This is a genomic window from Jatrophihabitans sp. YIM 134969 (genome assembly GCF_054456675.1).
Map to the genome: position 1 here is coordinate 219205 of NZ_JBTJEQ010000002.1, position 21816 is coordinate 241020.

23 protein-coding genes and 1 pseudogene are annotated in these 21816 nt (G+C 72.9%); 12 read left to right on the plus strand and 12 right to left on the minus strand.

The features are described from left to right. The first annotated feature begins 1 nt into the window (after position 1). Positions 2–919, plus strand: a complete 918-nt coding sequence (locus ACXR2U_RS02235) for a DNA-3-methyladenine glycosylase family protein (RefSeq protein WP_458823289.1) — start codon at positions 2–4, stop codon at positions 917–919. A gap of 70 nt (positions 920–989) precedes the next feature. Here the strand turns inward: ACXR2U_RS02235 and ACXR2U_RS02240 are convergent, their stop codons facing one another. After that, positions 990–1853, minus strand: a complete 864-nt coding sequence (locus ACXR2U_RS02240) for a hypothetical protein (RefSeq protein ID WP_458823290.1) — start codon at positions 1851–1853, stop codon at positions 990–992. An 81-nt stretch (positions 1854–1934) separates the two neighbouring features. Continuing rightward, on the minus strand, positions 1935–4295 hold the full coding sequence (locus tag ACXR2U_RS02245) for an FUSC family protein (RefSeq protein WP_458823291.1): 2361 nt from the start codon (positions 4293–4295) through the stop codon (positions 1935–1937). 38 nt (positions 4296–4333) lie between these two features. On the opposite strand from ACXR2U_RS02245, the gene ACXR2U_RS02250 reads away from it, so the two are divergent. Further along, the gene (locus ACXR2U_RS02250; RefSeq protein ID WP_458823292.1) at positions 4334–4999 is read left to right on the plus strand and encodes a maleylpyruvate isomerase family mycothiol-dependent enzyme; all 666 of its coding nucleotides are present in this window, start codon (positions 4334–4336) and stop codon (positions 4997–4999) included. Between the two features lie 57 nt (positions 5000–5056). Here ACXR2U_RS02250 and ACXR2U_RS02255 read toward each other — a convergent pair whose 3' ends face one another. Genes ACXR2U_RS02255 through ACXR2U_RS02280 form a run of 6 tightly spaced genes read right to left on the minus strand, consistent with a single transcriptional unit; the run spans position 5057 to position 9661 of the window. Next, entirely contained in the window at positions 5057–5524 is a 468-nt protein-coding gene (locus tag ACXR2U_RS02255; protein WP_458823293.1) for a DUF6941 family protein, read from the minus strand. 15 nt (positions 5525–5539) lie between these two features. Next, positions 5540–6415 (minus strand): serine hydrolase domain-containing protein, encoded by an 876-nt coding sequence (locus ACXR2U_RS02260; RefSeq protein WP_458823294.1) that lies wholly within the window; start codon positions 6413–6415, stop codon positions 5540–5542. After that, positions 6412–7734 carry a coenzyme F420-0:L-glutamate ligase gene (locus ACXR2U_RS02265; protein ID WP_458823295.1) on the minus strand — a complete coding sequence of 441 codons (1323 nt, stop codon included), beginning with the start codon at positions 7732–7734 and terminating at the stop codon, positions 6412–6414. Before ACXR2U_RS02265 ends, ACXR2U_RS02260 begins: the two co-directional genes overlap by 4 nt. Continuing rightward, on the minus strand, positions 7724–8680 hold the full coding sequence (cofD, locus tag ACXR2U_RS02270; RefSeq protein WP_458823296.1) for a 2-phospho-L-lactate transferase: 957 nt from the start codon (positions 8678–8680) through the stop codon (positions 7724–7726). Before cofD ends, ACXR2U_RS02265 begins: the two co-directional genes overlap by 11 nt. A gap of 25 nt (positions 8681–8705) precedes the next feature. Continuing rightward, positions 8706–9377, minus strand: coding sequence for a GPP34 family phosphoprotein (locus tag ACXR2U_RS02275; RefSeq protein WP_458823297.1), 672 nt, complete (start codon positions 9375–9377; stop codon positions 8706–8708). Next, the gene (locus tag ACXR2U_RS02280) at positions 9374–9661 is read right to left on the minus strand and encodes a DUF4031 domain-containing protein (RefSeq protein ID WP_458823298.1); all 288 of its coding nucleotides are present in this window, start codon (positions 9659–9661) and stop codon (positions 9374–9376) included. The genes ACXR2U_RS02275 and ACXR2U_RS02280 overlap by 4 nt, the downstream gene beginning before the upstream one ends. 163 nt (positions 9662–9824) lie before the next feature. Between ACXR2U_RS02280 and ACXR2U_RS02285 the strand changes: the two genes are divergently transcribed. Beyond that, entirely contained in the window at positions 9825–10208 is a 384-nt protein-coding gene (locus ACXR2U_RS02285; protein WP_458823299.1) for a WhiB family transcriptional regulator, read from the plus strand. A 45-nt stretch (positions 10209–10253) separates the two neighbouring features. Here ACXR2U_RS02285 and ACXR2U_RS02290 read toward each other — a convergent pair whose 3' ends face one another. Next, positions 10254–10757 carry a metallopeptidase family protein gene (locus ACXR2U_RS02290; protein ID WP_458823300.1) on the minus strand — a complete coding sequence of 168 codons (504 nt, stop codon included), beginning with the start codon at positions 10755–10757 and terminating at the stop codon, positions 10254–10256. Positions 10758–10838: 81 nt separating this feature from the next. Between ACXR2U_RS02290 and ACXR2U_RS02295 the strand changes: the two genes are divergently transcribed. The 5 genes from ACXR2U_RS02295 (at position 10839) to manA (ending at position 15386) form a co-directional block, all read left to right on the plus strand. After that, positions 10839–11297: a DUF3499 domain-containing protein gene (locus tag ACXR2U_RS02295; protein ID WP_458823301.1), complete on the plus strand. Its 459-nt coding sequence runs from the start codon at positions 10839–10841 to the stop codon at positions 11295–11297. A 138-nt stretch (positions 11298–11435) separates the two neighbouring features. Beyond that, a complete protein-coding gene (locus tag ACXR2U_RS02300) occupies positions 11436–12827 on the plus strand; it encodes a phosphomannomutase/phosphoglucomutase (protein ID WP_458823302.1) in 1392 nt (463 codons plus the stop codon). Further along, positions 12824–13015, plus strand: coding sequence for a Trm112 family protein (locus ACXR2U_RS02305; RefSeq protein ID WP_458823303.1), 192 nt, complete (start codon positions 12824–12826; stop codon positions 13013–13015). Before ACXR2U_RS02300 ends, ACXR2U_RS02305 begins: the two co-directional genes overlap by 4 nt. Continuing rightward, positions 13012–14175 carry an SIS domain-containing protein gene (locus ACXR2U_RS02310; protein ID WP_458823304.1) on the plus strand — a complete coding sequence of 388 codons (1164 nt, stop codon included), beginning with the start codon at positions 13012–13014 and terminating at the stop codon, positions 14173–14175. The genes ACXR2U_RS02305 and ACXR2U_RS02310 overlap by 4 nt, the downstream gene beginning before the upstream one ends. A 14-nt stretch (positions 14176–14189) precedes the next feature. Continuing rightward, positions 14190–15386: a mannose-6-phosphate isomerase, class I gene (manA, locus tag ACXR2U_RS02315; RefSeq protein ID WP_458823331.1), complete on the plus strand. Its 1197-nt coding sequence runs from the start codon at positions 14190–14192 to the stop codon at positions 15384–15386. Between the two features lie 13 nt (positions 15387–15399). Here the strand turns inward: manA and ACXR2U_RS02320 are convergent, their stop codons facing one another. After that, positions 15400–15858 carry a MarR family winged helix-turn-helix transcriptional regulator gene (locus tag ACXR2U_RS02320; protein ID WP_458823305.1) on the minus strand — a complete coding sequence of 153 codons (459 nt, stop codon included), beginning with the start codon at positions 15856–15858 and terminating at the stop codon, positions 15400–15402. 198 nt (positions 15859–16056) lie between these two features. Here ACXR2U_RS02320 and ACXR2U_RS02325 point away from each other — a divergent pair, with 198 nt between their 5' ends. The 4 genes and pseudogenes from ACXR2U_RS02325 to uvsE all read left to right on the plus strand — a co-directional run bounded on the left by ACXR2U_RS02325 (position 16057) and on the right by uvsE (position 20667). Next, positions 16057–17658 (plus strand): chloride channel protein, encoded by a 1602-nt coding sequence (locus tag ACXR2U_RS02325; protein WP_458823332.1) that lies wholly within the window; start codon positions 16057–16059, stop codon positions 17656–17658. 112 nt (positions 17659–17770) lie between these two features. Continuing rightward, a pseudogene (locus ACXR2U_RS02330) lies at positions 17771–17935 on the plus strand (helix-turn-helix domain-containing protein); the annotation flags it as partial. Between the two features lie 216 nt (positions 17936–18151). Continuing rightward, entirely contained in the window at positions 18152–19654 is a 1503-nt protein-coding gene (ahcY, locus tag ACXR2U_RS02335) for an adenosylhomocysteinase (protein ID WP_458823333.1), read from the plus strand. Positions 19655–19767: 113 nt separating this feature from the next. Then, a complete protein-coding gene (uvsE, locus tag ACXR2U_RS02340) occupies positions 19768–20667 on the plus strand; it encodes a UV DNA damage repair endonuclease UvsE (protein ID WP_458823306.1) in 900 nt (299 codons plus the stop codon). A 72-nt stretch (positions 20668–20739) separates the two neighbouring features. Here uvsE and ACXR2U_RS02345 read toward each other — a convergent pair whose 3' ends face one another. Next, positions 20740–21315, minus strand: a complete 576-nt coding sequence (locus ACXR2U_RS02345) for a hypothetical protein (RefSeq protein ID WP_458823307.1) — start codon at positions 21313–21315, stop codon at positions 20740–20742. 30 nt (positions 21316–21345) lie between these two features. Further along, a complete protein-coding gene (locus ACXR2U_RS02350; protein ID WP_458823308.1) occupies positions 21346–21675 on the minus strand; it encodes a hypothetical protein in 330 nt (109 codons plus the stop codon). Positions 21676–21816: the final 141 nt, after the last annotated feature.

Sequence of the window (21816 nt, forward strand, 5' to 3'; positions counted from 1 at the left end):
CGTGACCACCCGCACGTACCGGCCGTCGGCGCCGCTCGATCTCCGGGCGACGCTGGCGCCGCTCGTGCGCGGCCGGGGCGACCCGGCTCATCGCTGGGTGGGTGGGACGTTCGTCCGGGTGACCCGCACCGTTTCCGGCCCGGCCACCCTCGCACTCGCGCAGCTCGCCGACGGCAGCGTGACGGCGGACGCCTGGGGTCCGGGCGCCGACGACGTCCTGGGCGGGGTCCCGGCGCTGCTGGGGGAGGGCGACGACTGGTCGACCCTCGACGTGAGCGCCGTCCCGGTGCTCGACCAGGTGCGCCGTTCCCGGCTCGGCATGCGGCTGACCCGCACCGGCCTCGTCCTGGACGCGCTGGTGCCGGCGATCCTCGAGCAGAAGGTCACGGGCGGCGAGGCCCGCTCGGCCTGGCGGTCGCTGTTGTACCGGTACGGCGAGCCCGCGCCCGGGCCCGCCACCGTGGTGCCGGAGTCGATGCGCACACCGCCGACACCGGCGACGATCCGGGAGGTCCCGACGTGGGACTGGCACCGGTTCGGCGTCGACGCCAAGCGGATGCGGGCGATCCGCGCGGTGTGCGCGGTGGCGGCGCGGCTGGAGGAGTGCGCCGCGATGACCTCGGCCGCGGCGTCGGCGCGCCTGCAGTTGCTGCCGGGGATCGGGGCGTGGACCGCCGCCGAGACGATCCAGCGTGCGCTCGGCTGCCCCGACACCGTGAGTGTTGGCGACTTCCACATCCCGAACTCCGTCGTGCACGTGCTCACCGGCCGGGCCCGGGGCAGCGACGAGGAGATGCTCGCCGCCCTCGAACCGTGGCGGGGTCAGCGGCAGCGGGTGGTGCGCCTGGTGGAGGCGTCGGGCATCCGCGCCCCGAAGTACGGCCCCCGCTACGCCCCGCAGGACCTCCGCGCCCTCTGACGACACGATCCTGCGAGATCTGGCGTCGTGACGACGCCAGATCTCGCAGGATCGGGAAGTGCGGGCGGGGTCAGCCGCCGATCGGGGTGGGGTTGGTCGGCAGGGGCGGGACGGGGAGCGAGCCGCGGATGCGGTTCTGCGCCTGGCAGTTCTGCGTGCAGTTGGTCGCGCCCTGCGAGAGCTCGATGGCGTCCTCGCCGAGCACGCCGCCCACGCGGCCGCCGGAGGTGACGACCCACTTGGTCACGGCACCGTCCTGGTAGGTCTTGGTCGCGACCTGCGGGCTGTCCTTGCCGAGCAGCATCTGGTGGGTGGAGTCCGGGCCGACGCCGTTGCCGAAGTTGATCTTGCCGGTGAACGGGTTGACGAAGTAGAACAGCGTCGGGCCGAGGGTGTGGACGACCTCGGTGGTCCCGCCGAACTCCGGCTCCATCTGGAAGATGCCGCCGGTCGGGGCGTCCTTCGCCTGGACCTTCAACTTGCCGGCGCCGGTCTGCAGGATCAGCACGAGCGAGTCGTCCTTCACCTCGAGCCGGCTGATGCGGGCGCCCGCGGTCTGGGCCGGGGTCAGCGTCGGGACCTTCGAGCTGAAGATCACGGTCGGCGTGGTGACCATGCGGTCGGGGTTCGCCGCGCCGGTGAGCGTGTAGTCGTAGACGCCGAAGGTGGCGGGGTCGACCGCGAACCCGACGTGGACGCCGCGGACCTGGATGCGGGCGGTGCCGGGACGCACGTCCTCGAGCTTGACGTCGCGGCCCGGGGCCGGGTTGTAGGTGGTGCCGTTGACCGTGACGGCGAAGTCACCGGTCGAGGCGGCCTTGGCCGTCGCCGCGGGAGCGACGGCGAGGGCGGCGCCGAGCACGGCACCCGCGCCGAGCAGCAGCACGCCGGTGCGGGCGAACCGCGTCGCGAGGGGGTGGGACGTGAGGAACATGGTCGAGCCTTCCGCTGGGGGAGTCCGGGGCGCCGGTTCCGGCGCGACGCCAAGACTGCTGGGCCGACCCTCAAGGTGACGCTAAGGCGACCGGAAGGTTGAACTCTCAGCCACCGGGGGTGTGGTGTCGAGGTCCTCGACCGGCAGCCGCAGGGACGTGGCGAGGCGGGCCAACGCGCCGTCGAGCAGCATGAGGTCGCGGAGGACGAGGTGGGAGCGGCGGTCGTCGTCCGGCAGAGCGCGGTCGACGGCGTTGAACAGCGCCGCGGACCGGACGTAGGGCGCGAACTCCCGCTGTTCCAACCGTCGGTCGATGACCGCGAGCGAGTCCCGCATCCGGGCCGCGGCCGGTTCGAGGGCGGCCAGTACGGCGGGGTCGGTCCAGGGGCGCGCACCGGTGGCGAGGTTGCGGGCGTAGTTGCGGGCGGCGGTGGCGACGGCGAGGATCTCGCGCAGCTGGGAACTGTTGCGCCCGAACGTTGCATGTTGCAACGGACGCGCCGTGACCACGAGGGACTGGTAGGCGGCGTCGAGGTTGCGGACCCCGAGCCGGGTGACCCGTGTACCGCCGGCCAGCGTGGTCAGGGCGTCGTCGACCACGGCGTTCAGCGCGCGGAACCACAGCAGGACACCTGCGGTCAGCACCCGCTGCGGGCGGAGGGGGACCACGAGCAGGACCGTCACGACCACGGCCCCGACACCGATCGCGGTCTCCTCCAACCGGAGCACGAGCAGGCTCCAGCTGTACTCGCCGAGTTGGACGTAGAGCAGGGACATCGTGATCGTGATGCCGATGACCATGAACGTGTAGTTGACGCGGATCAGGTAGATCCCGAAGAACAGCGCCACCCCGATGATGACGACCGACGCGGGCAGGTTCCCGCCGATGAGGTGCACGATCACCGCGCCGAGCACGATCCCGACCAGGGTGCCGCCGACCCGGAACAGCGCCTTGCGGACCTGCTCACCGCTGTTGCTGGTCGCGAGGAACGCGAGGAACGTCGCGAGCAGCGCCCAGTACAGCCGCCGGTCCGAGAGCAGCCCGCCGACCAGGACGGAGATGGTCGCCGCGACCCCGACCTGGATCGCCGCGCGCGCCGGACCCGAGAGCCCCACGCCCTGCCACCAGTGGCGCGGACCGGGGAGCTTGGTCGCCTCGTCGCTCACCGGACCGGACCCGGGTAGCCAACCGGAGACCAGGTCGACGGCCGGGGTGAAGTCGTGGGTCGCGGTGTCCGGGTCGCTGGGGACGGCCGCCGCGGTGTCGGTGTCGCCGCTGAACTCGGCCCGTGAGACGGCCAGCCACTCCCGGCGGGCGCCGGCGAGCGCCTCGACCGACTGGCCGAACCGGTCGAGCAGGACGGCCGTGGTGGGGTCGTCCGGGCGCAGGTCGCGGACGGCGCTGACGTCGTGCACCGCGGCCGTGTGGTCCACCGACCGCAGGTCGAGCAGCACCTGACGGACCGCGTGGTGGACGTCGGAGTCCGGGCACCGGTCGGTGACCGCGACCGCGAACCGGCAGACGTTGGTGAGCGCGAGCTCCATGTCGAACAGTCGCTGGTGCAGCACGAGCGCGGCGCGGCTCGCGTCGGGTTGACCGAGTTGGGCGTCGATCATGAGCGTCGACTCGTTGAGCCGGGTGAGCTGGCGGCCGATCGAGTCGTGCAACGAGGCCCGGTGACGATCGTTGCACTCGGTGTCGGTCAGCTCGGTGGCCAGTTCCAGCAGGCGTTGCGCACGTGCCCGCCACGACGTCCACATCCGCAGCAGGGTGCGGTGCGGGTCCTGGCGCAGCAGCCCGTAGCGGGCGACCAGTGACGCCACGACCCCGATCACCATGATCGCGGCGATCCACCCGAGTGAACCGAGCGAGAGCTGCGCGGCGAGGAAGTACCCGAGGAACGCGCCCTGGAAGGTCAGCAGGCCGTAGGCGAACCCTCGCGGGCCGAACCGCCGCAGGTACACGCCGATGACGAGCGCGACCACGAGCCACACCAGCGACAGGGCGTGGTACGGCGCGAGCGCGATCCCCACCGCCATCGTCGCGAGCATCGGCAGGGGCAGGGTCGCCGAGAGCAGCGCGCCGCTGCGCAGGCTGGTGTCGTGCACGGAGAACGTCGCCTGCATCGCGAGCAGACCCGCGACCAGCAGGGCGATCACCAGTGCCCCGTGGTGCTGCGCCGCCACCACGGCCCTCGGCAGACCGGCGGGGTCGACCTGCAGGGCGCCGGTGAGGGCGACGAACGCCCCCGCGCCGGCCACCGAGAGCGTCATGGCCGCGAGGGCCTGCACCGCGGTACGCAGCTGGGTGAGACCGGGATCTGAACCGGCCAGCCGGTCCACGGCGGCCCGCCACCACCCGCGGGGGGACCGCGACGACGGCAGGGCCGTCAGGTCACCGTCGGTGAGCGGAGCCGCAGCGCGGGGCGGGGCGGCGGTCACACCGTCCATTCTCCCAACCGATGGGGTAGGCATGCACGGTGGACGAGATCGCGCAGTGGCAGCAGGCGCAGGACCGGGTGATCGGGCTGGTGGCCGAGCGGGACGACGCCCAGGCGTCGGTACGGGTGCCGGCGTGCCCGGACTGGACGGCGAAGGACCTGCTGGCCCACATGGTCGGGCTCGGCGCGGACGTCGTGGCCGGTGACGAGCCGGACGACCACAACCCGGCGTGGACGCAGGCGCAGGTCGACGCCCGGCGGGACCGTGACCTCGCCGCGCTCGTCGCGGAGTGGCAGGGCCTCACCGGTCCGCTGGTGCAGTGGATGACGGCCCGCGGCACCCGGCCGCTCAACGACGTCGTCATCCACGAGCAGGACCTGCGCGGCGCGCTCGAGGCGCCGGGAGCCGAGGAGAACGAGGGCCTGGAGACCGTCCGCGACCGGATGGCGGGCCGGTTCGGCCCGCGCGTCGGCGAGGCCGGGCTGCCCGCGATCGCGCTGGTCAGCCCGGCGTGGGAGTGCGTGGCGGGCGACGGCCCGGTCGCGGTCGTCCTCGAGGCGTCGGGCTTCGACCTGTTCCGCGCGCTGACCGCGCGGCGCTCCGCCGCCCAGATCAGCTCGTGGGTGGTCGAGGGTGACGTCCGCCCCTACCTGCCGCTGTTCGCGGGCATCGGAGCCCTGCCGGAGACCGACCTCACCATCTAGAGCCGAATTCTGTGTACTCCTGCGCTCTCAGGCTGCAGAAGTACACAGAATCCGGTCTTAGATGCCCGGCGGGAGGTCGATCGAGGTCGCGCTGCCGGCGGGGCCGCCCGCGGGCGGGGTGGGGAAGTGCACCCGGAACGCGACGGTGACGACCTGCTCGCCGAGTTCAGTGCGCAGCTCGTAGCCGCCGTCCTTCGGGAACTGCATCTCGGCGTTGATCGCGAGCACGGTGCGCAGGTCGCTGCCCGGCGGCAGGCCCTGCGGGCGGCCGGCCTGGACCTGGGCCTCGACCGAGACCAGCTGCTGGCCGTCCTCGTCGATGATCGCGACCTGCATCGGGAACTGCTGGTCGGTCTCGTTCCAGCCCACCAGCACAGAGACCCCGATACCGAGGTGGACGGGCGCCGGCTGGTTCTGCGGGGTGAACGGCACCTGCATGTCGGTCCAGCCCGCACCCTGCAGGTAGAGCAGGCCGTTGAGCGCCTCGGCGTGGTTGGCGACGGTCGCGTACTCGATGGTCGGCACGACTCCGATCGTGCCCTACGCGGCGGCGGCCTGCAGCACCGCGTCCGAGAACCGGGGCCACACCTCGGCGGCCCACGGCCCGAACGCACGGTCGGTCAGGGCGACCACGCCGACGCCCGCCACGGGGTCGATCCAGGTCATCGTGCCGCTCTGGCCGAAGTGGCCGAAGGTGCCGGGGGAGTTGCCTCCACCCGTCCAGTGCGGGCTCTTGTGGTCGCGGACCTCCAGGCCCAGCCCCCAGGCGTTGTCGGGCTGGCCGCCGAACCCCGGCAGGACGCCGCGCAGCCCCGGCCACTGGACCTCGACCGCCGCGGTCAGCGTTGTCGGGTGCAACAGTTCGCGCTGGCTCAGACCGCCGGGCACGAGGAACTGGCTGATGACGACGGCGATGTCGGCGGCGCTCGCGACGCCGTCCTTCGCGGCCGACCCGTCGAGCCGGGTGGCGTGCAGGTCGAGCGGACGCACCAGCGCCTCGTGGAAGTACGCGCCGAACGTCATGTCGGTGGCCGCGGCGACCGTCGCCGCCACGGCGTCGAAGCCGCCGTTGGAGTAGATGCGGCGGGTCGCGGGTGCGGCCTGCCAGCGGGTGCCCTCGGGGTCGAGGCCGGACGCGTGCGCCAGCAGGTGGCGCAGCGTCAGTTCCCCGGGCGGTTCGGGGGGCAGCCCGGCGAGCACCTCGGACGGCAGCGGGCCGTCGAGCGTGACCGCCTCCTCCTCGACGGCCACGAGCGTGGCCAGCGCCGCCAGCGGCTTGGTCACGGACGCCAGGGGGAACTCCCGCTCGACCTCACCCGCCGTCTCGACCGTCCGGTCGGCGGCGACGACGACGGCCGCGGCGTGCGGGACCGGCCAGCCGGCGAGCTGGGCCAGGGCCGCGTCGAAACGGCTCACGAGGCCAGCCGGGCCCGGGCGGCGGCGACCAGGCGCGGGACGTCCTCGCTGACCCCGGACGGCAGGGCGTCCCAGGGGAACCAGGCGACGTCGTCGGACTCCTCGCTGCGCACGGGCACCGCGCCGGCCGGGGCGACGGCCACGAACCGCACGTCGAAGTGCCGGGTCGGCACGCCGAGCGAACACGTCAGCCCGTGCACGTCGAGATCGATCGGGCGTGGGTCGAGGTCGAGGCCCTCGATGCCGGACTCCTCGGTCGCCTCCCGCAGTGCGGCCGCGGCCACCGTGGGGTCGGACGGTTCGAGGTGGCCGCCGGTCTGCACCCACATCCCGATCCGCGGGTGCGCCACCAGCAGGACCTGCGAGGCGTCGGGGGAGACGATCAACGCCGAGGCCGTCACGTGTCCCGGCTCGCAGGAGCGCCACACGGCGTCGGCCCGCGCGGCGAGAAACCCCCGGTAGGCCTCGACCAGCGAACGCTGACCGTCCACGGTGTCGAGGACCGCGACCGCATCCCTGTGCAACGGTCCCGGTTCCTCGCCACCGCGGCGGCCGAGTGCGATCGCCTCGGTCGTGCCCAGGGCGAACATGTCGAGCGGGCCGGTGCGCACCAGCGCCCGCCCGCCCGGCCCGTCGTCGGTCGTGACCCGCGGGCCGCGCACGACGGCGACCGGGATGCCACCGAGCTTGCCCTTGACCAGGTCGCCGGCGGCGGCGATCTCGTCGGCCACGGCGACCTCGGTGACGACCAGTTCGTTGCCGTGTGCATCGATCGCGCCGCGGGCGTCGGCGATCGGGTCGAGCCCGGCGACACCGAGGGCGACATCGGTGATCCCGGCCCGCCACGGCCGGCCGAAGGAGTCGCTGACCACGACGGCGACGTCGACCCCGAGTCGCGCGCGCAGTCCGGCCCGCAGGGCCCGCGCCGACGCGTCGGGGTCGACCGGCAGCAGGGCGATCTGGTCGGACGCGACGTTCGACGCGTCGACACCCGCGGCCGCCATGACGAACCCCTGGTGGGTCTCGACGATCCTCAGCTCGCCGCGGGTGGCGACGACCCGCGCCGTCTCGCCGTCGATGGCGGCGCGGCGGGTCGCCTCACGGTCGTCACCGACCGGCACCAGGCGGCCCTCGGCCTTGGACACGATCTTCGAGGTGACGACGACGACGTCACCCGAGCGCAACCAGGGTGCGGCGTCGCCGACGACCGCCGCGAGGTCGTCACCCGGGACGACCTCACCGATCCCGGTGACCGGCAGGATCTCGACCCGGCCGGCGGCGTGGTCGACCGGGTTGCTCCTGCCGGTGTCAGTCGACACCGGCGACCGCCAGGGCCTCGCGGACCATCTGCGCGGTGCGGTCGTCGTCGCTCATGAGCAGCGGCACCGCGCGCACGGAGAGCCCGTCCACGACGGCGGAGTCGCCCTCGGCCACGAGGAAACCGTCGAGCAGCCCGCCGTGGGCGCGGGCACCGTAGTGCGCCGCCACGCCCTGCGCGCTGACCTCGACGCCGATGACCGGCAGGCAGGCGTCGGCCATGCCGCGCACCGGCCGGCCGTCGATGATCGGTGACACCCCGACCACCGGCGCTGCGGTGTTCCGGACGGCGTCGGCGATGCCCGGGACCGCGAGGATCGTGCCGATGCTCACGACGGGGTTGCTCGGTGCGACCAGGACGACGTCGGCCTCGGTGATCGCCTCGAGCACGCCGGGGCCGGCCACGGCGTCGTCGAGCCCGATCTGCACGAACGACCGCGCCGGCAGCTTCGCGCGGTGCTCGATCCACCACTGCTCGAAGTGGATGACCCGCTGGCCGCTCGGCGCCTCCGCGTCCTCGACCACCACGTGGGTCTCGCAGCGCTGCTCGGTCATCGGTAGCAGTCGCACGCCCGGTTGCCACCGCACGCACAACGCGGCCGTGACGTCCGCGAGGCCGTAGCCCGCACTGAGCATCTGGGTGCGCACCAGGTGGGTGGCGATGTCGCGGTCGCCGAGGTTGAACCAGGACGGCGGCGCCTCGTAGGCGGCCAGTTCCTCCATGACGGTCCAGGTCTCCTGCGCCCGGCCCCACCCGCGTTCCCGGTCGATGCCGTCGCCGAGGGTGTACATCACCGAGTCGAGGTCGGGGCACACGCGCAGGCCGAACACGCTGATGTCGTCGCCGGTGTTGACCACCGCGGTGATCTGATGGCCGGGCAGCGCGTGCCGCACACCTCGCAGGAACCGCGCCCCGCCGATCCCGCCCGCCAGCACCGTGACCCGCACGGCGACCGACGGTAGTGGGGTCCCGCTACCGCCAGCGGCGGCGGGCCTTCTTCAGCATCACCTGCGCGGTGCCGACCGCGGCGTGCGCCGCCTGGCGCGACTCGCCGGGGACGTCGTCGAACCCGGCGAGCACCGAGGGCAACTTGACGGTGTCACGGGGACGGCCCTCGCCGTGTGCGCCGGTCCAACTGGCGACCAGCACACCCAGCACGGCCTCGCGTGCCGAGGCCGCGGGTTCGGATCCGAGGCCGACGGCGCGGGCCCGACGGCCGAGGACCACGGCGCCGCCGGCGTCACGGTCCAGCACGACCCGGCGGGTCATCCCCCGACTGGTCTCGGTCCAGCGGTCGAGCTCGACCAGTTCGTCGGCGAGGGCCGCGAGGTCGACGTCGACGTGCCGGAACCACCGTCGCCACGCCACCGACGGCCGGGCCTGCACCGTGCGGTGCACGGCGGCGAGGATCCGGTCGTCCGGGGGCGACTCGCCGGTGGGGGTGGGCCCGAAGCCGGTGTCGGCCAGCGCGCCCGCGAGGGCGAGGTCGGCCAGCAGTGCCCCGCGCAGGCACACGGCGAGACCGCGGCGGGTGACCAGTTCGCCGGTGGTGCCGACCGACGCGCGCAGCAGGTCGGTCGCGATCCGGTCGCCGGTGACGATCTCGCCGGTCGACTCGGGCTCGAGGGGACTCGCGGCGCTCACCGCGCGCCTCCCGCCGCGACGGCGGTGCGGCGGGCGCGCAGCAGCCGGGCCACGGCGTGGAAGTCGACGACCACCGCACCCGCGTCGACCGCGGCCGGACGCAACGGGGCGGGCAGGTCGTAGTGCCAACGCCACGGGTGGTCCTGGAACGCCCGGCGGGGCATGCCGAGACGCGCGGCCAGGGCGTGCAGTTCCTCGCGGTCGTCGGCCAGCAGGTGGCAGTAGGCGTCGAAGCGCAGGCCGGCCTCGGGGTACTGGCGGACGGTGTCGACGTAGCAGGTCATCGCAGGGCCCAGATTAGCCAGGCCCTCACAGGTCGGATATCACCCCTCGGCTTGACGGACGGGGAACGACACGTGTGTAATTCGAGGCGTGTCGTTCGGAGCCGGATCCGGTCCGGTCGCGGAAGTCCAGGGCGACACGTCTCGAGCGGAGGAGACCACGACCATGCACCAGGACCCCCAGGAGCACGGCCCGTCCGAGTCCCCGCGCCCCGCGGAAGGGCCCGAGGCCCACTTCGTCGGCCGGCACGACCCGTTCCTGCCGCTGCCCACCGTCGTGCCCGCCTCGTGGGGCGACGAGGACCTCACCGCCCTGTTCGGCCTGCCGGACGAGTCCAGCTGGCAGGAACGTGCCCTGTGCGCCCAGACCGACCCCGAGGCCTTCTTCCCGGAGAAGGGCGGCTCGACCCGCGAGGCCAAGCGCGTCTGCACCGGCTGCGAGGTCAAGGCCGAGTGCCTGGGCTACGCCCTCGACAACGACGAACGGTTCGGCATCTGGGGCGGACTGTCCGAGCGCGAGCGCCGGCGACTCAAGCGCCGCGCGATCTGACACCCGCGCCGCTCCGGAGTGCGGGGGCCTCCGGAGCGCGCGGGCTCAGCGTGGGTCGATCTCGTCGGTGTCGCGTCCGAGCCACTCGGCGACCAGTTCGACGACCAGGCTGAACACCAGGTCGGCCCGGTCCTCGCCCTCCTCGGTGCGGGCCTCGACCGGGCGTCGGTAGATCACCACCACCGGGCCGGTGTCACCGCCGTCCGGGTCGGCGCGCCGGTCACGGCGCGAGCGGGTGTCGGGCTGGCCCCGGTGCAACTGCGCGAGCACGATCCCCTTGTCGGCGACGACGTCGGCGGAGAACTCGTCCTCGACCGGCCCCGGCACCTCCTCGACCGCGAACTGCAACGAGGCGATCTCCTCGGCCCAGGTGTGCTCGAGGTCCTCGACGGCGTCCAGCACGAGGTCGTCGAACTGCTCGGCGCGGCTGCGGGCGATCGGCACCTCCGGCGGGGCGAGCACGCCGCGGCGCCCCCGGCCGTGCCGGTCGCGGCGCCGCCGCCGGCTCGGGCGCCCGTTCCCGGACTCGCGGGTCAGGCTGCGCGTCACGGGGCCGAGCCTACTGGCGGATCTCACGTCTCCCGCGAGTCTGCCGGACCAGAAGCTGCGCCGCGGCTAGGGTCGCGAGCCGTGACGTCTCCTCGCCGCTGCTCCCGCTCCGGGTGCGGACGCGCGGCCGTGGCCACGCTCACCTACGTGTACTCGGACTCCACGGCCGTGGTCGGCCCGCTCGCCACCGTGGCCGAACCGCACTCGTACGACCTGTGCGAGGAGCACGCGCTCCGCCTCACGGTGCCGCGCGGCTGGGAGGTCCTGCGTCACCAGGGCGACTTCCCCGTTCCCGCTCCGCAGCCCGACGACCTGGAGGCCCTCGCCGACGCCGTGCGCGAGGCGGCCCGGGTCGACCTCGTCGTGCCCGCCGAGGTCGTCGTCCCGGCCGAGGCCGGACGTGGCGGCCGTCCCGTGCGCCCCGGTGGCCCCGTCCGGTCCTACGGCTCGCCGCGCCCGGCAGGCCCGCCCCTGCCCGCTCCGGCCGGCTCGCGCTCGCGCCGCGGCCACCTGCGGATCGTGCCGACGCCGGTCGAGTGACGCCCGAGGCCTGACCCCGACCGTGGCACCTCGTCCTCCCGGGAGGGCGGCGCCGACGGCCGGTGGGTGGCGTGTCCGTCGTCGCTGCGACCCCGTCGCGTGATCCGCCCGCCACACGCGCCTGGCAGGATCGGACCCGTGATCGACCTCGCCACCATCGTCAAGGCCTACGACGTCCGCGGCGTCGTCCCGGACCAACTCGACGCCGACGTCGCCCGCGCCATCGGGGCCGCGTTCGTCGACGTCGTGCTCGCGGACGCCCCGACCCGCCGGATCGTGGTCGCCCGCGACATGCGGCCGTCGGGGCCCGATCTCGTGGCGGCCTTCGCGGCGGGGGCGACGCTGCGCGGGGCGGACGTCGTCGACGTCGGCCTGGGCTCCACCGACCTGCTGTACTACGCGTCCGGCGCGATGCAGCTGCCCGGCGCGATGTTCACTGCCAGTCACAACCCGGCGCAGTACAACGGCATCAAGATGTGCCGCCCCGGCGCGGCGCCGGTCGGCAACGACACGGGTCTGGTCGAGATCCGCGAACGCGCCCAGAGCTACCTCGAAGACAGTCAGAGCCTCGTCGCGGCCGACCGTGAGGGCACGGTCGAGGAGACCAGCGTCCTGGTGGACTACGCGAAGCACCTGCGTTCGCTCGTCGACCTCTCGGGCATCCGGCCGCTGCGGGTCGTCGTCGACGCCGGCAACGGCATGGCGGGCTACACCGTGCCAGCCGTGCTCGACGCCGACAGTCCGCTCGGGGCGTTGCCGGTGACGATCGTGCCGATGTACTTCGAACTCGACGGGTCGTTCCCCAACCACGAGGCGAACCCGCTCGAACCCGCCAACCTGGTCGACCTGCAGAAGGGTGTCGTCGAGGCCCGCGGCGACATCGGTCTCGCGTTCGACGGTGACGCCGACCGGTGCTTCGTCGTCGACGAGAACGGCGCGGCGGTCTCGCCCAGCGCGATCACCGCGTTGGTGGCCGAGCGTGAACTCGCGCGGGCCCCCGGCAGCACGGTGATCCACAACCTCATCACCTCCCGCGCGGTGCCCGAGATCGTCACCGAGCACGGCGGCAACCCGGTGCGCACCCGGGTCGGCCACAGCTACATCAAGGCCGAGATGGCCCGCACCAACGCGGTGTTCGGCGGCGAGCACTCCGCGCACTACTACTTCCGCGACTTCTGGTTCGCCGACACCGGCATGCTCGCGGCGATGCACGTGCTCGCGGCGCTCGGTGAGCAGGACCAGCCGCTGTCGGTGCTGGCGGAGAAGTACGAGCGTTACGTCGCCTCGGGCGAGATCAACTCGACGGTCGACGACCAGGCCGCCCGCAGCGCCGCGGTCCGTGAGCACTTCGCCGACCGGACCACCGCCGTCGACGAACTCGACGGTCTCACGATCGACCTCGAGGGTGGCAGCTGGCTCAACGTGCGGGCGTCGAACACCGAGCCGCTGCTGCGCCTCAACGTCGAGGCACCGGACGCCGCGGCCATGACGGCACTGCGCGATGAGGCGCTGGGCGTCATCCGCGGATGAACGCCGACGACCTGCTGGACCTGCTCGCCTGCCCGAGCCCCGACCACGCGCCGCTGGAACGCGACGGCGACGAGCTGGTCTGCACCGTCTGCCGCAGCCGGTTCCCGGTCCGCGACGGCATCCCGGTGCTGCTGCCCGACGACGCCGTTCCCGGCCCGAACGGCCTGGGCGTACCGGTCACCTCGTGAGCGCGCCCGTCGACACCGAGTCGCTGCTCGCGCGAGACCGCGGCCGGCTGCTCTGGCACCTCGCGCACGCGGGCGCCCAGGTGCGACGCGCGGACGAGGTCGGCGCGGGCCGGTTCCGCGACTGGGACCCCGACCGGCTGGACCTCGGCGGCCCACCGCGATCGGTGCTGGTCGCGACCGACGAGCCGACCTCGCTGGTGGCCGACCTGCTCACCGTCCTCGCCGCGCCCGTCGCGCCGGTGAGCGTGGTGCGCACCCCGCAGCTGCCCCGGTTCGCCGGTGCCGCGGACGCCGCTGTCGTGGTCAGCCTCGACGGCCGTCACCCGCGTCTGGTCGCGTTGACCGCGCAGGCGGCACGCCGGGGGTGCTCGCTGCTCGTCGTGGCGCCCGCCGGCTCGCCCGTGGCCGCGGCCGCCGGTCGGGGGGTGGTCGTCGACCTGCCCGCCGACACGCCCCGGCGTGCCGCGGGGTGGACCGCGCTCGGGCCGGTGCTCATCGCCGCCGGGCGCTGGGGTCTGACCACCGTCGGGCCGCGGTTGCTCACCGAGATCGCCGACGCCCTCGACGACGTCGCCCACTCGTGCCGCCCCGACGCCGACGCCTTCGCCAACCCCGCCCGGTCGCTCGCCGAGGAGTTCACCGAGGCCCAGCCGGTGCTGGTGGGGGCGGGGCCACTCTCCGCTGTCGCGGCCGACCGCTTCGCCTCGGCGTTGCGGTTGTTCGCCGGGTCGCCCGCGGTGGCGCTGCACCTGCCCGAGGACGTCGCCCAGGCCACTGCCGTGTTCGTGACCCCGGGCGGACGGACCGAGGAGGACTTCTTCCGCGACCGGGTCGACGAGCCGGTCGCCCGGCCGCGGGTGGTGCTCATCGGCAGTGAGGACGCCCCCGACGATCCCGGGTTCGGGGTGCCCGACGCCGGCGCCGAACCGGGCCCGTCTCTCCGGGGTGCCGACGAGCGCGAGGCGTTCGCCGCCGCGCGCGTCGTGACCCGCGCCGCCGAGGTGGCGGGCGTGCGGGCCTCGACCCTCGACACCGTGCCCGGCGGCGACCCGCTCGTGCGGTGGGCCGTGGCGGTGCAGCTCGGGCTGTTCACCGCGGCCTACCTGGCGTTGCTCCGCGACCTCGACCCGTCCGCACCGCAGCCTGGAGAGATGACGTGATCCCCGTGCCCGACGTGTTGGCGCTCGCCACCACCGCCCGCGACTACGCCTGGGGTTCGGCCACGGCGATCCCGGAGCTGTTGGGCGACGAGCCGTCCGGCGTGCCGGTGGCGGAGCTGTGGGTGGGTGCCCACCCCGGCGCGCCGTCGCAGTGGCACGACGGCACGGCGTCGGTCGGGCTGGACGAGCTGGTGGCGGCCGACCCGGTCGGGATGCTCGGTGCGCGGGTCGACACCGCGTTCGCGGGACGTCTGCCGTTCCTGCTCAAGCTGCTCGCGGCCGAGAAGGCCCTGTCGCTGCAGGTCCACCCGAACCTGGCGCAGGCCCGCAAGGGGTACGCGCGCGAGAACGCGACCGGCGTCCCGATCGGCGCGGCGCACCGCAACTACCAGGACGACAACCACAAGCCCGAACTGCTGTGCGCGCTGACCCCGTTCGAGGCGCTGTGCGGGTTCCGCGACCCGGCCGAGACCGCCGAGCTGGTCCGTGAGTTCGAGACGCCCGAACTGGACCCCTTGCTGGAAGTGCTGCAGGGTGCAACGGATCTTCGGGCCGCGATGACCTACCTGTTGGACGTTCCCGCGGGGGAGGCGCCGGTGCTGGTCGCCGCGGCCGCGGCCGGGGCGCGTCGCTACCTCGAGACCTGGCCGAACGGCCGGTACGCGCCGGTCGCCCGGTGCACGACCCGCCTCGCCGAGCAGTCACCCGACGAGATCGGCCCGGTCGTGGCGCTGCTGCTCAACCTGGTCCGGCTCGAGCCGGGCGAGGCCGTCTTCCTGGCCGCGGGTCAGATCCACGCCTACGTCCAGGGTTTCGGCGTGGAGATCCTCGCCAACAGTGACAACGTCCTGCGCTGCGGGCTGACGCCCAAGCACGTCGACGCCGCGGAACTGCTGCGGATCGCCTCGTTCGACCCGGTGCCGGGGCAGCCGTGGCCCTCGCTGGACGCCTACGGCGACGTCGTGTACCCCGTTCCGGTCGACGACTTCGAACTCCTGCGTCTGGAGATCGGGCCGGAGGCCCACGACGTCAGTTCCGGGGGACCGCAGCTGCTGCTGGCGACCGGCGGGCGGGTGGTCGCGCGGGGTGGCGACGCCGACGTCACGCTCACCCCGGGCCGGGCGGCGTTCGTGCCGGCCGGGCGGGCGGTGCTGCTCACCGGCACCGGGACGGTCTTCCGGGCCACGGTCGGGCCCCGCGTCGTCCGCTAGTCACGTCCGCGGCTCACGAGTCGCCGCCGGTGGGCCAGGCCCGCTCGGCCGCCTCGGCGAACGCCGCCATCGCCCGCGCGACGTCCTCGCGCCGCGCGGGTTCGATGAGCTCCACGACCGACCGCAGATCGCGGCGGCGACGGTTCGTGACGGTCCGCACGGTTCGCCGACCGGCCGTCGTCAGGCTCAACTGGGTCTCGCGGCGGTTCTCGGGCCGCACGGCGCGGTCGACGAGCCCGGCGGCCTCGAGTCGGTCGACCATCCGCAGCGCCGTCGACGGGGCGACGTCGAGTTGGGCCGCGAGCTCGGTCAACGTCGAGGTGCGTTCCGACAGCACGACCAGCATCCGGTACTGGGGGAGCGTCACGCCCTGGGCGCCCGCGATGGACCGTGCCGAGAGCGCCACCAGGGCACGCGAGCTCGCGAGCACGGCTTCGACGATCTCATCGAGCGGGTCGGGCGTTTCCGGCACGAGGTCCTCCGTCGGTGGTCATGACCATGGTCGCATCTTCTTGATGAGACAGTACAACGATTGCATACTGCAAGTGTGACTCTTGTTCGCGTGCCCGTGTCCCGGATTCAGAGCCTGCGTTCGCGTCGGCTGGGTCTGGTCGCCCTGGCACTGGTGATCGGCGTGGGAGCCGGGCTCGGAGCCGTGGTCTTCCGGTTCATGATCGAGGGCGTCACCCACCTGTTCACCGGGTTCACCGACTACGCCGGGCGTGGCCACGTGGCGAACCCGCAGATCCCCTGGCTGGGGCGGTGGTTCGTCGTCCTCGCCCCGGTCGTCGCCGGCATCTTCTACGGACCGCTCGTGTACCGGTTCGCGCGGGAGGCCCGTGGCCACGGCGTGCCGGAGGTGATGGTCGCGGTCGCCCGCAACGGCGGACGGATCCGCCCGCAGGTGGCGCTCGTGAAGGCGGTCGCCTCGGCGTTGTGCATCGGCGGCGGCGGCTCGGTCGGCCGTGAGGGACCGATCGTGCAGATCGGCTCCGCCCTCGGTTCCAGCGTGGCCCAGCTGTTCCGGCTCGACGAACGCCGGATCACGCTGCTGGTCGCGTGCGGTGCGGCCGGCGGGATCGCGGCCACGTTCAACGCGCCGCTGGCCGGCGTCTTCTTCGCGATGGAGCTCATCCTGCGGCGGTGGGAGGCCGAGGCGTTCGGCATGGTCGCGCTGTCCTCGGTGACCGCGAGCGTGATCGGCCGGTCCGTCCTGGGCGACACGCCGTTCCTGACGTTGCCGACGTTCCACGTCGACCACCTCGCGCAGTACCCGCTGTTCGCGCTGCTGGGGTTGCTCGCGGGCCTGGTGGGCGTCGCGTTCTCTCGGGTGCTGTACGCGATCGAGGACGCCTGCGACTGGGCCTGGCGTGGTCCCGAGTGGCTGCGGCCCGCCGTCGGCGGACTCCTGCTCGGCGCGCTGTTGCTGGTGCTGCCGCAGATGTACGGGGTCGGCTACCCGGTGCTCGGACGCGCGGTGGCGGGCGGGTACGGCATCGCGTTCCTGGTGCTGCTGCTGGTCGGCAAGCTCGTCGCGTGCAGCCTCACCATCGGCATCGGCGGTTCCGGTGGAGTCTTCGCCCCGAGCCTGTTCTGCGGTGCCATGGCCGGGGCGGCCTTCGGTGAGGTCGTCCACGCGGTCGCGCCCTCGAGCGGCGGATCGGTCGGCGCCTACGCGCTCATCGGCATGGGTGCGGTGTTCGCCGGGGCCGCCCGGGCGCCGATCACCGCCGTCGTGATCCTGTTCGAGCTCACCGGCGAGTACTCGATCATCCTGCCGCTGATGCTCGCGATCGTGCTGGCCACCGGGATCAGCCACCTCGTCTCGGCCGACACGGTCTACACCCGCAAGCTGCTGCGCCGGGGCATCGACATCGACGAGCCCGCCGATGCCCGGTTGCGGCGGCGGCCGGTCTCGGACTTCGTGGTCGAGGTGCCCGAACCGGTCGTCGACACCGACGACCTGCACCTCGCCGCCGCCCGGTTCGCCGACGGGTCCGAGACCCACCTGCCCGTGGTCCGGGCCGACGGGACCTTCCGCGGGGTGGTCTCGGCCCACGACGTCATGAGTGCGCTGGCGGCGGGTGACACCGCGCCGGTCGGCGCCGTGACCGGACCGGCGGACCCGGTCGCGGCGGGCTCCGAGCTCGGGGCCGTCCTGACCCGCCTCGAGCAGGGCGCGGGCGCCGTGGCGGTCGGCGACACCGCGGGCGTCACCGGGTGGGTGCGCCAGCGCGACCTCCTGCGGGTGCTGAGTCACAGCCCGGTCTGACCGGCCGGCCGGCGGGTCCGGTGCGGCAGACCGCGACCGGTGTCACGTCGGTCTGTCGCGCGGAATCTGACACGATCGTGGTAACTTGGGTCCCGCCATGAAACCGATGACCATGCAGCAGGTCGCCGAGGCCACGGGGTGGTCCCAGCGGATGCTCCGGTACCTCGAGCAGGCGGGCCTCGTGCCCGCGCTCCGGTCCCCGGGCGGCCACCGGCTCTACGGCGATCGACAGGTCGACCGGCTCGTGAAGTTGCGGACGCTGCTCGACACGCACGGACTCGGCATCACCGACCTCGGCTACGAACGGCGCGTGCGCACCGATCCCGCCCTGGCCGCCGACGTCGACGCCTGGTTCGGTGCCCTGCACCGCCCCGAGGCACCCGAGGTCGCCGGGCTCTACCGGCGGCTGACCCTCGACGACAACGACTACCCGGCGCCGACTCCCGCGGTCGCGCCGACGCACCCGGAACCACCGACGACAGGAGTCCAGCACATGACCTCGACCACCACCGGCGTCCAGCTCACGCCCGACACCGCGGGTTCGGTGAGCGACTTCAAGGTCGCCGACCTCTCGCTCGCCGCCTTCGGCCGCAACGAGATCCGCCTCGCCGAGCACGAGATGCCGGGCCTCATGGCCCTGCGCGAGGAGTTCGGCCCGAAGCAGCCGCTCAAGGGCAAGAAGATCGCGGGCTCGCTGCACATGACCGTGCAGACCGCCGTCCTCATCGAGACCCTCGCGGCCCTCGGCGCCGACGTGCGCTGGGTCAGCTGCAACATCTTCTCCACCCAGGACCACGCGGCCGCGGCCGTCGTCGTCGGCCCGAACGGGACCGTCGAGAACCCCCAGGGTGTCCCGGTCTTCGCCTGGAAGGGCGAGACGCTGGAGGAGTACTGGTGGTGCACCGAGCAGCTGCTGCGCTGGCCCGATGGCTCCGGCCCGGACTCCATCGTCGACGACGGTGGTGACGCCACCCTGCTCATCCACATGGGCGTCGAGTTCGAGGGTGCGGGCGCGGTTCCGCAGGCCGACGCGTCGGACTCCGAGGAGTACCGCGTGATCCTCGAGACCCTGCGTCGGAGCCTCGCCTCCGACCCGCAGCGGTTCACCACCATGGCCCGCGGCGTCGTCGGCGTCACGGAGGAGACCACCACCGGTGTCCACCGCCTGCTCGAGTTCGCCAAGAACGGCACGCTGCTGTTCCCGGCGATCAACGTCAACGACTCGGTCACCAAGTCCAAGTTCGACAACAAGTACGGCTGCCGCCACTCGCTCATCGACGGCATCAACCGTGGCACCGACACGATGATCGCCGGCAAGCTCGCCGTGGTTTGCGGCTACGGCGACGTCGGCAAGGGCTCGGTCGAGTCGCTGCGTGGCCAGGGCGCCCGAGTCGTCGTCACCGAGGTCGACCCGATCTGCGCGCTGCAGGCGGCCATGGACGGCCTCGAGGTCGTCCGGCTCGAGGACGTCGTCGACCGCGCCGACATCTTCATCACCACGACCGGCAACAAGGACATCATCATGGCCGAGCACATGGGCCGGATGAAGCACCAGGCGATCGTCGGCAACATCGGTCACTTCGACAACGAGATCGACATGGCCGGCCTCGCGCAGGTGCCGGGCATCGTCAAGAACGAGATCAAGCCGCAGGTCCACGAGTGGCGTTTCCCCGACGGCCACACGATCATCGTGCTGTCCGAGGGTCGGCTGCTGAACCTCGGCAACGCCACCGGTCACCCGAGCTTCGTGATGTCGGCGTCGTTCTCGAACCAGACCATCGCGCAGATCGAGATCATCACCAAGAACGACCAGTACCAGCCGGCCGACGGCGGCACCCCGCAGGTCTTCGTCCTCCCGAAGCACCTGGACGAGAAGGTCGCCCGTCTGCACCTCGACGCCGTGGGCGCCAAGCTCACGACGCTCTCCAAGGCGCAGGCCGAGTACATCGGCGTCGACGTCGCGGGTCCGTTCAAGCCGGACACCTACCGCTACTGAGTCGCCCGCCTCGGTCTGACTGACCGTTGCACCCTGCACCACACCGCCGCCGCGCCCGGCCCCTCCCGAGGGGTCGGGCGCGGCGGTGTTCCCGGGGTCCTACCGTGGGAGGCGTGCGCATCGGCTACGCGGCCATCAACCGGACCCTGGCCGACGAAGGTGTGCGCAGCCACGCCCGCTTCATGCTCAAGTCGTGGTCACCGCAGCGCTTCCGCGACACGCTGGCCGCGAACCTCTCGGGCCTGCAGGCGATCCTGGAGTGGAACGTCGAACACGGCCTGCTCATGCACCGCGTCACCTCCGACCTCGTGCCGTTCGGTGCGCACCCGGTCGTCGACGTCGACTGGCGCACGGAGTTCGCCGAGGTGTTCGCCGAGATCGGGGCGTACGTCCAGGCGTACGGGATGCGACTGTCCTTCCACCCGGGCCAGTACACCCTGATCAACTCGCCGAACGAGCAGACCCACGCCCGCAGCGTCGACGACCTCGGTTACCACTGCGACGTCCTCGAGGCGATGGGCCTCGACGCCACGCACAAGTTCCAGATCCACGGCGGCGGCGCGTACGGCGACATGGCGGCGTCGCTGTCCCGGTTCGTCGAGCGGTACGACGCGCTGCCCCAGCGGATCCGGGACCGGTTGGTGCTGGAGAACGACGACTTCGGGATCGGCTGGTCCGAGGTCGTGTGGATCACCGAGCGCTGCGGTGTCCCGGTCCTGCTCGACAACCTCCACCTGGCCGTGACCGACGAGGTCTACGACGTGAGCGGGGCCGTCGCCCGCGCCGCCGCGACGTGGGGCACGGATGACGGCCCGCCTCTGGTGGACTACTCCTCGCAGGACCTCTCGAAACGGCTCGGCACGCACGCCGCGGAGATCGTCCCGGAGTACTTCTCGGCCTGGTTGCACCAGGTCCGCACCGCGGGCGTGGACGTCGACGTGGTGCTGGAGATCAAGGACAAGGAACGCAGCGCGCTCGTCGCCATGGACCTCGTGCAGCGCCACGCGGGGTAGTCCACCGGACTCCGAGCGGAGCGGAGTGCGAGCATGGCGGGTCCTCTGCGTGAGTGGTGTCAGGTGCCGCGATCAGCGACGGGTGCCGGTCGACCAGACGGCCTGCACGCGTCGGATGCCGTCGGTGCGGTAGAGGACGATGTTGCCGTCGTCCTGGAGGTCGAACTGGTAGTAAGCCTGAGGTCCGTGACTGTCCGACGCCCACACCGCGCGGCCGGTCGCGATCTGACGCAGGACGAGGTTGCCGTCGTTCTGCGCGATCAGCCGCACCGGGCCCGCACCCGCGGTGCCCGTCGACCACACCACGTGGCGCGGGGTGACGACGTCGTACACGACGACGTTCCCGTCGGACTGGACCGCCAGCGAGCGGAACGGTCCGGCGTCGGTGAACGTCGCCGGCGTGCTGGCCCGGTTGATGACGACGCCGGGGATGCCGGTCTCCGCTCGACCGTGTGCCGAGAGGATGTGGCCGGCCACGTCCTGCGTGACGACCTGACCGTTGCCGTAGACATCGAAGTACGCCGCAGGCTTCCCGGCGGTTCCGGTCGCCCACAAGGCCTTACCGGCGCTGTCGCGCAGCACGACGTTGCCGTCGCGCTGGAACTGCAGGCTGGTGGGTGTGGCCGAGCGGGTGCCCGCCGACCACACCGCGGCCCGTCCGGTAGCGGTGAGCTGGTATTAGACGAGGTCGCCGTTGCCTTCGAGCTCGAGGGTGAAACCGGTCGTCGTGGCGAGGACGTTCTCGGAGCCGGCGGCGAGGCCGCCGCTCTCCAGCCACGAACGCGACCGGTCGTCGGAGCGCAGGCTCTCGCCCGGGCGCAGGAACACCGGTCCGGCTGCTGACGTCGCGTTCGGCACCTTCGGGTTGCCGGCGGTGACCGCGGTGGCAGCCGATGGCGTGGGTGTGGCGGCGTCGCTGTGGGCGGCGACACCGAGCAGCGAGCCGAGGGTGATCGACGCGGCGGCTGCGGTGACGAAGAGGGTGACGGGGCGGCGGAGCAGGTTCACGGCGGGTCCTCCCGGGATTGCGGCTCGCGGTGGTGCGAGGCCGTCAGCAGAGAGTCGCGCTCGAGGCGAATCCGTTGCTTGCGTTGCTGATTCGTGACCGAACTCGTGCTGCGATCGGTTGCACAACGCAACGGTGCCCGC

What these genes read in the sequence shown, in the direction of transcription:
- ACXR2U_RS02240 (WP_458823290.1), bottom strand. Translation starts at nt 1,853, where the DNA reads ATGTTCCTCACGTCCCACCCCCTCGCGACGCGGTTCGCCCGCACCGGC.
- ACXR2U_RS02280 (WP_458823298.1), bottom strand. Translation starts at nt 9,661, where the DNA reads ATGACCTGCTACGTCGACACCGTCCGCCAGTACCCCGAGGCCGGCCTG.
- ACXR2U_RS02285 (WP_458823299.1), top strand. Translation starts at nt 9,825, where the DNA reads ATGCACCAGGACCCCCAGGAGCACGGCCCGTCCGAGTCCCCGCGCCCC.
- ACXR2U_RS02305 (WP_458823303.1), top strand. Translation starts at nt 12,824, where the DNA reads ATGAACGCCGACGACCTGCTGGACCTGCTCGCCTGCCCGAGCCCCGAC.
- ACXR2U_RS02325 (WP_458823332.1), top strand. Translation starts at nt 16,057, where the DNA reads ATGATCGAGGGCGTCACCCACCTGTTCACCGGGTTCACCGACTACGCC.
- ahcY (WP_458823333.1), top strand. Translation starts at nt 18,152, where the DNA reads ATGACCTCGACCACCACCGGCGTCCAGCTCACGCCCGACACCGCGGGT.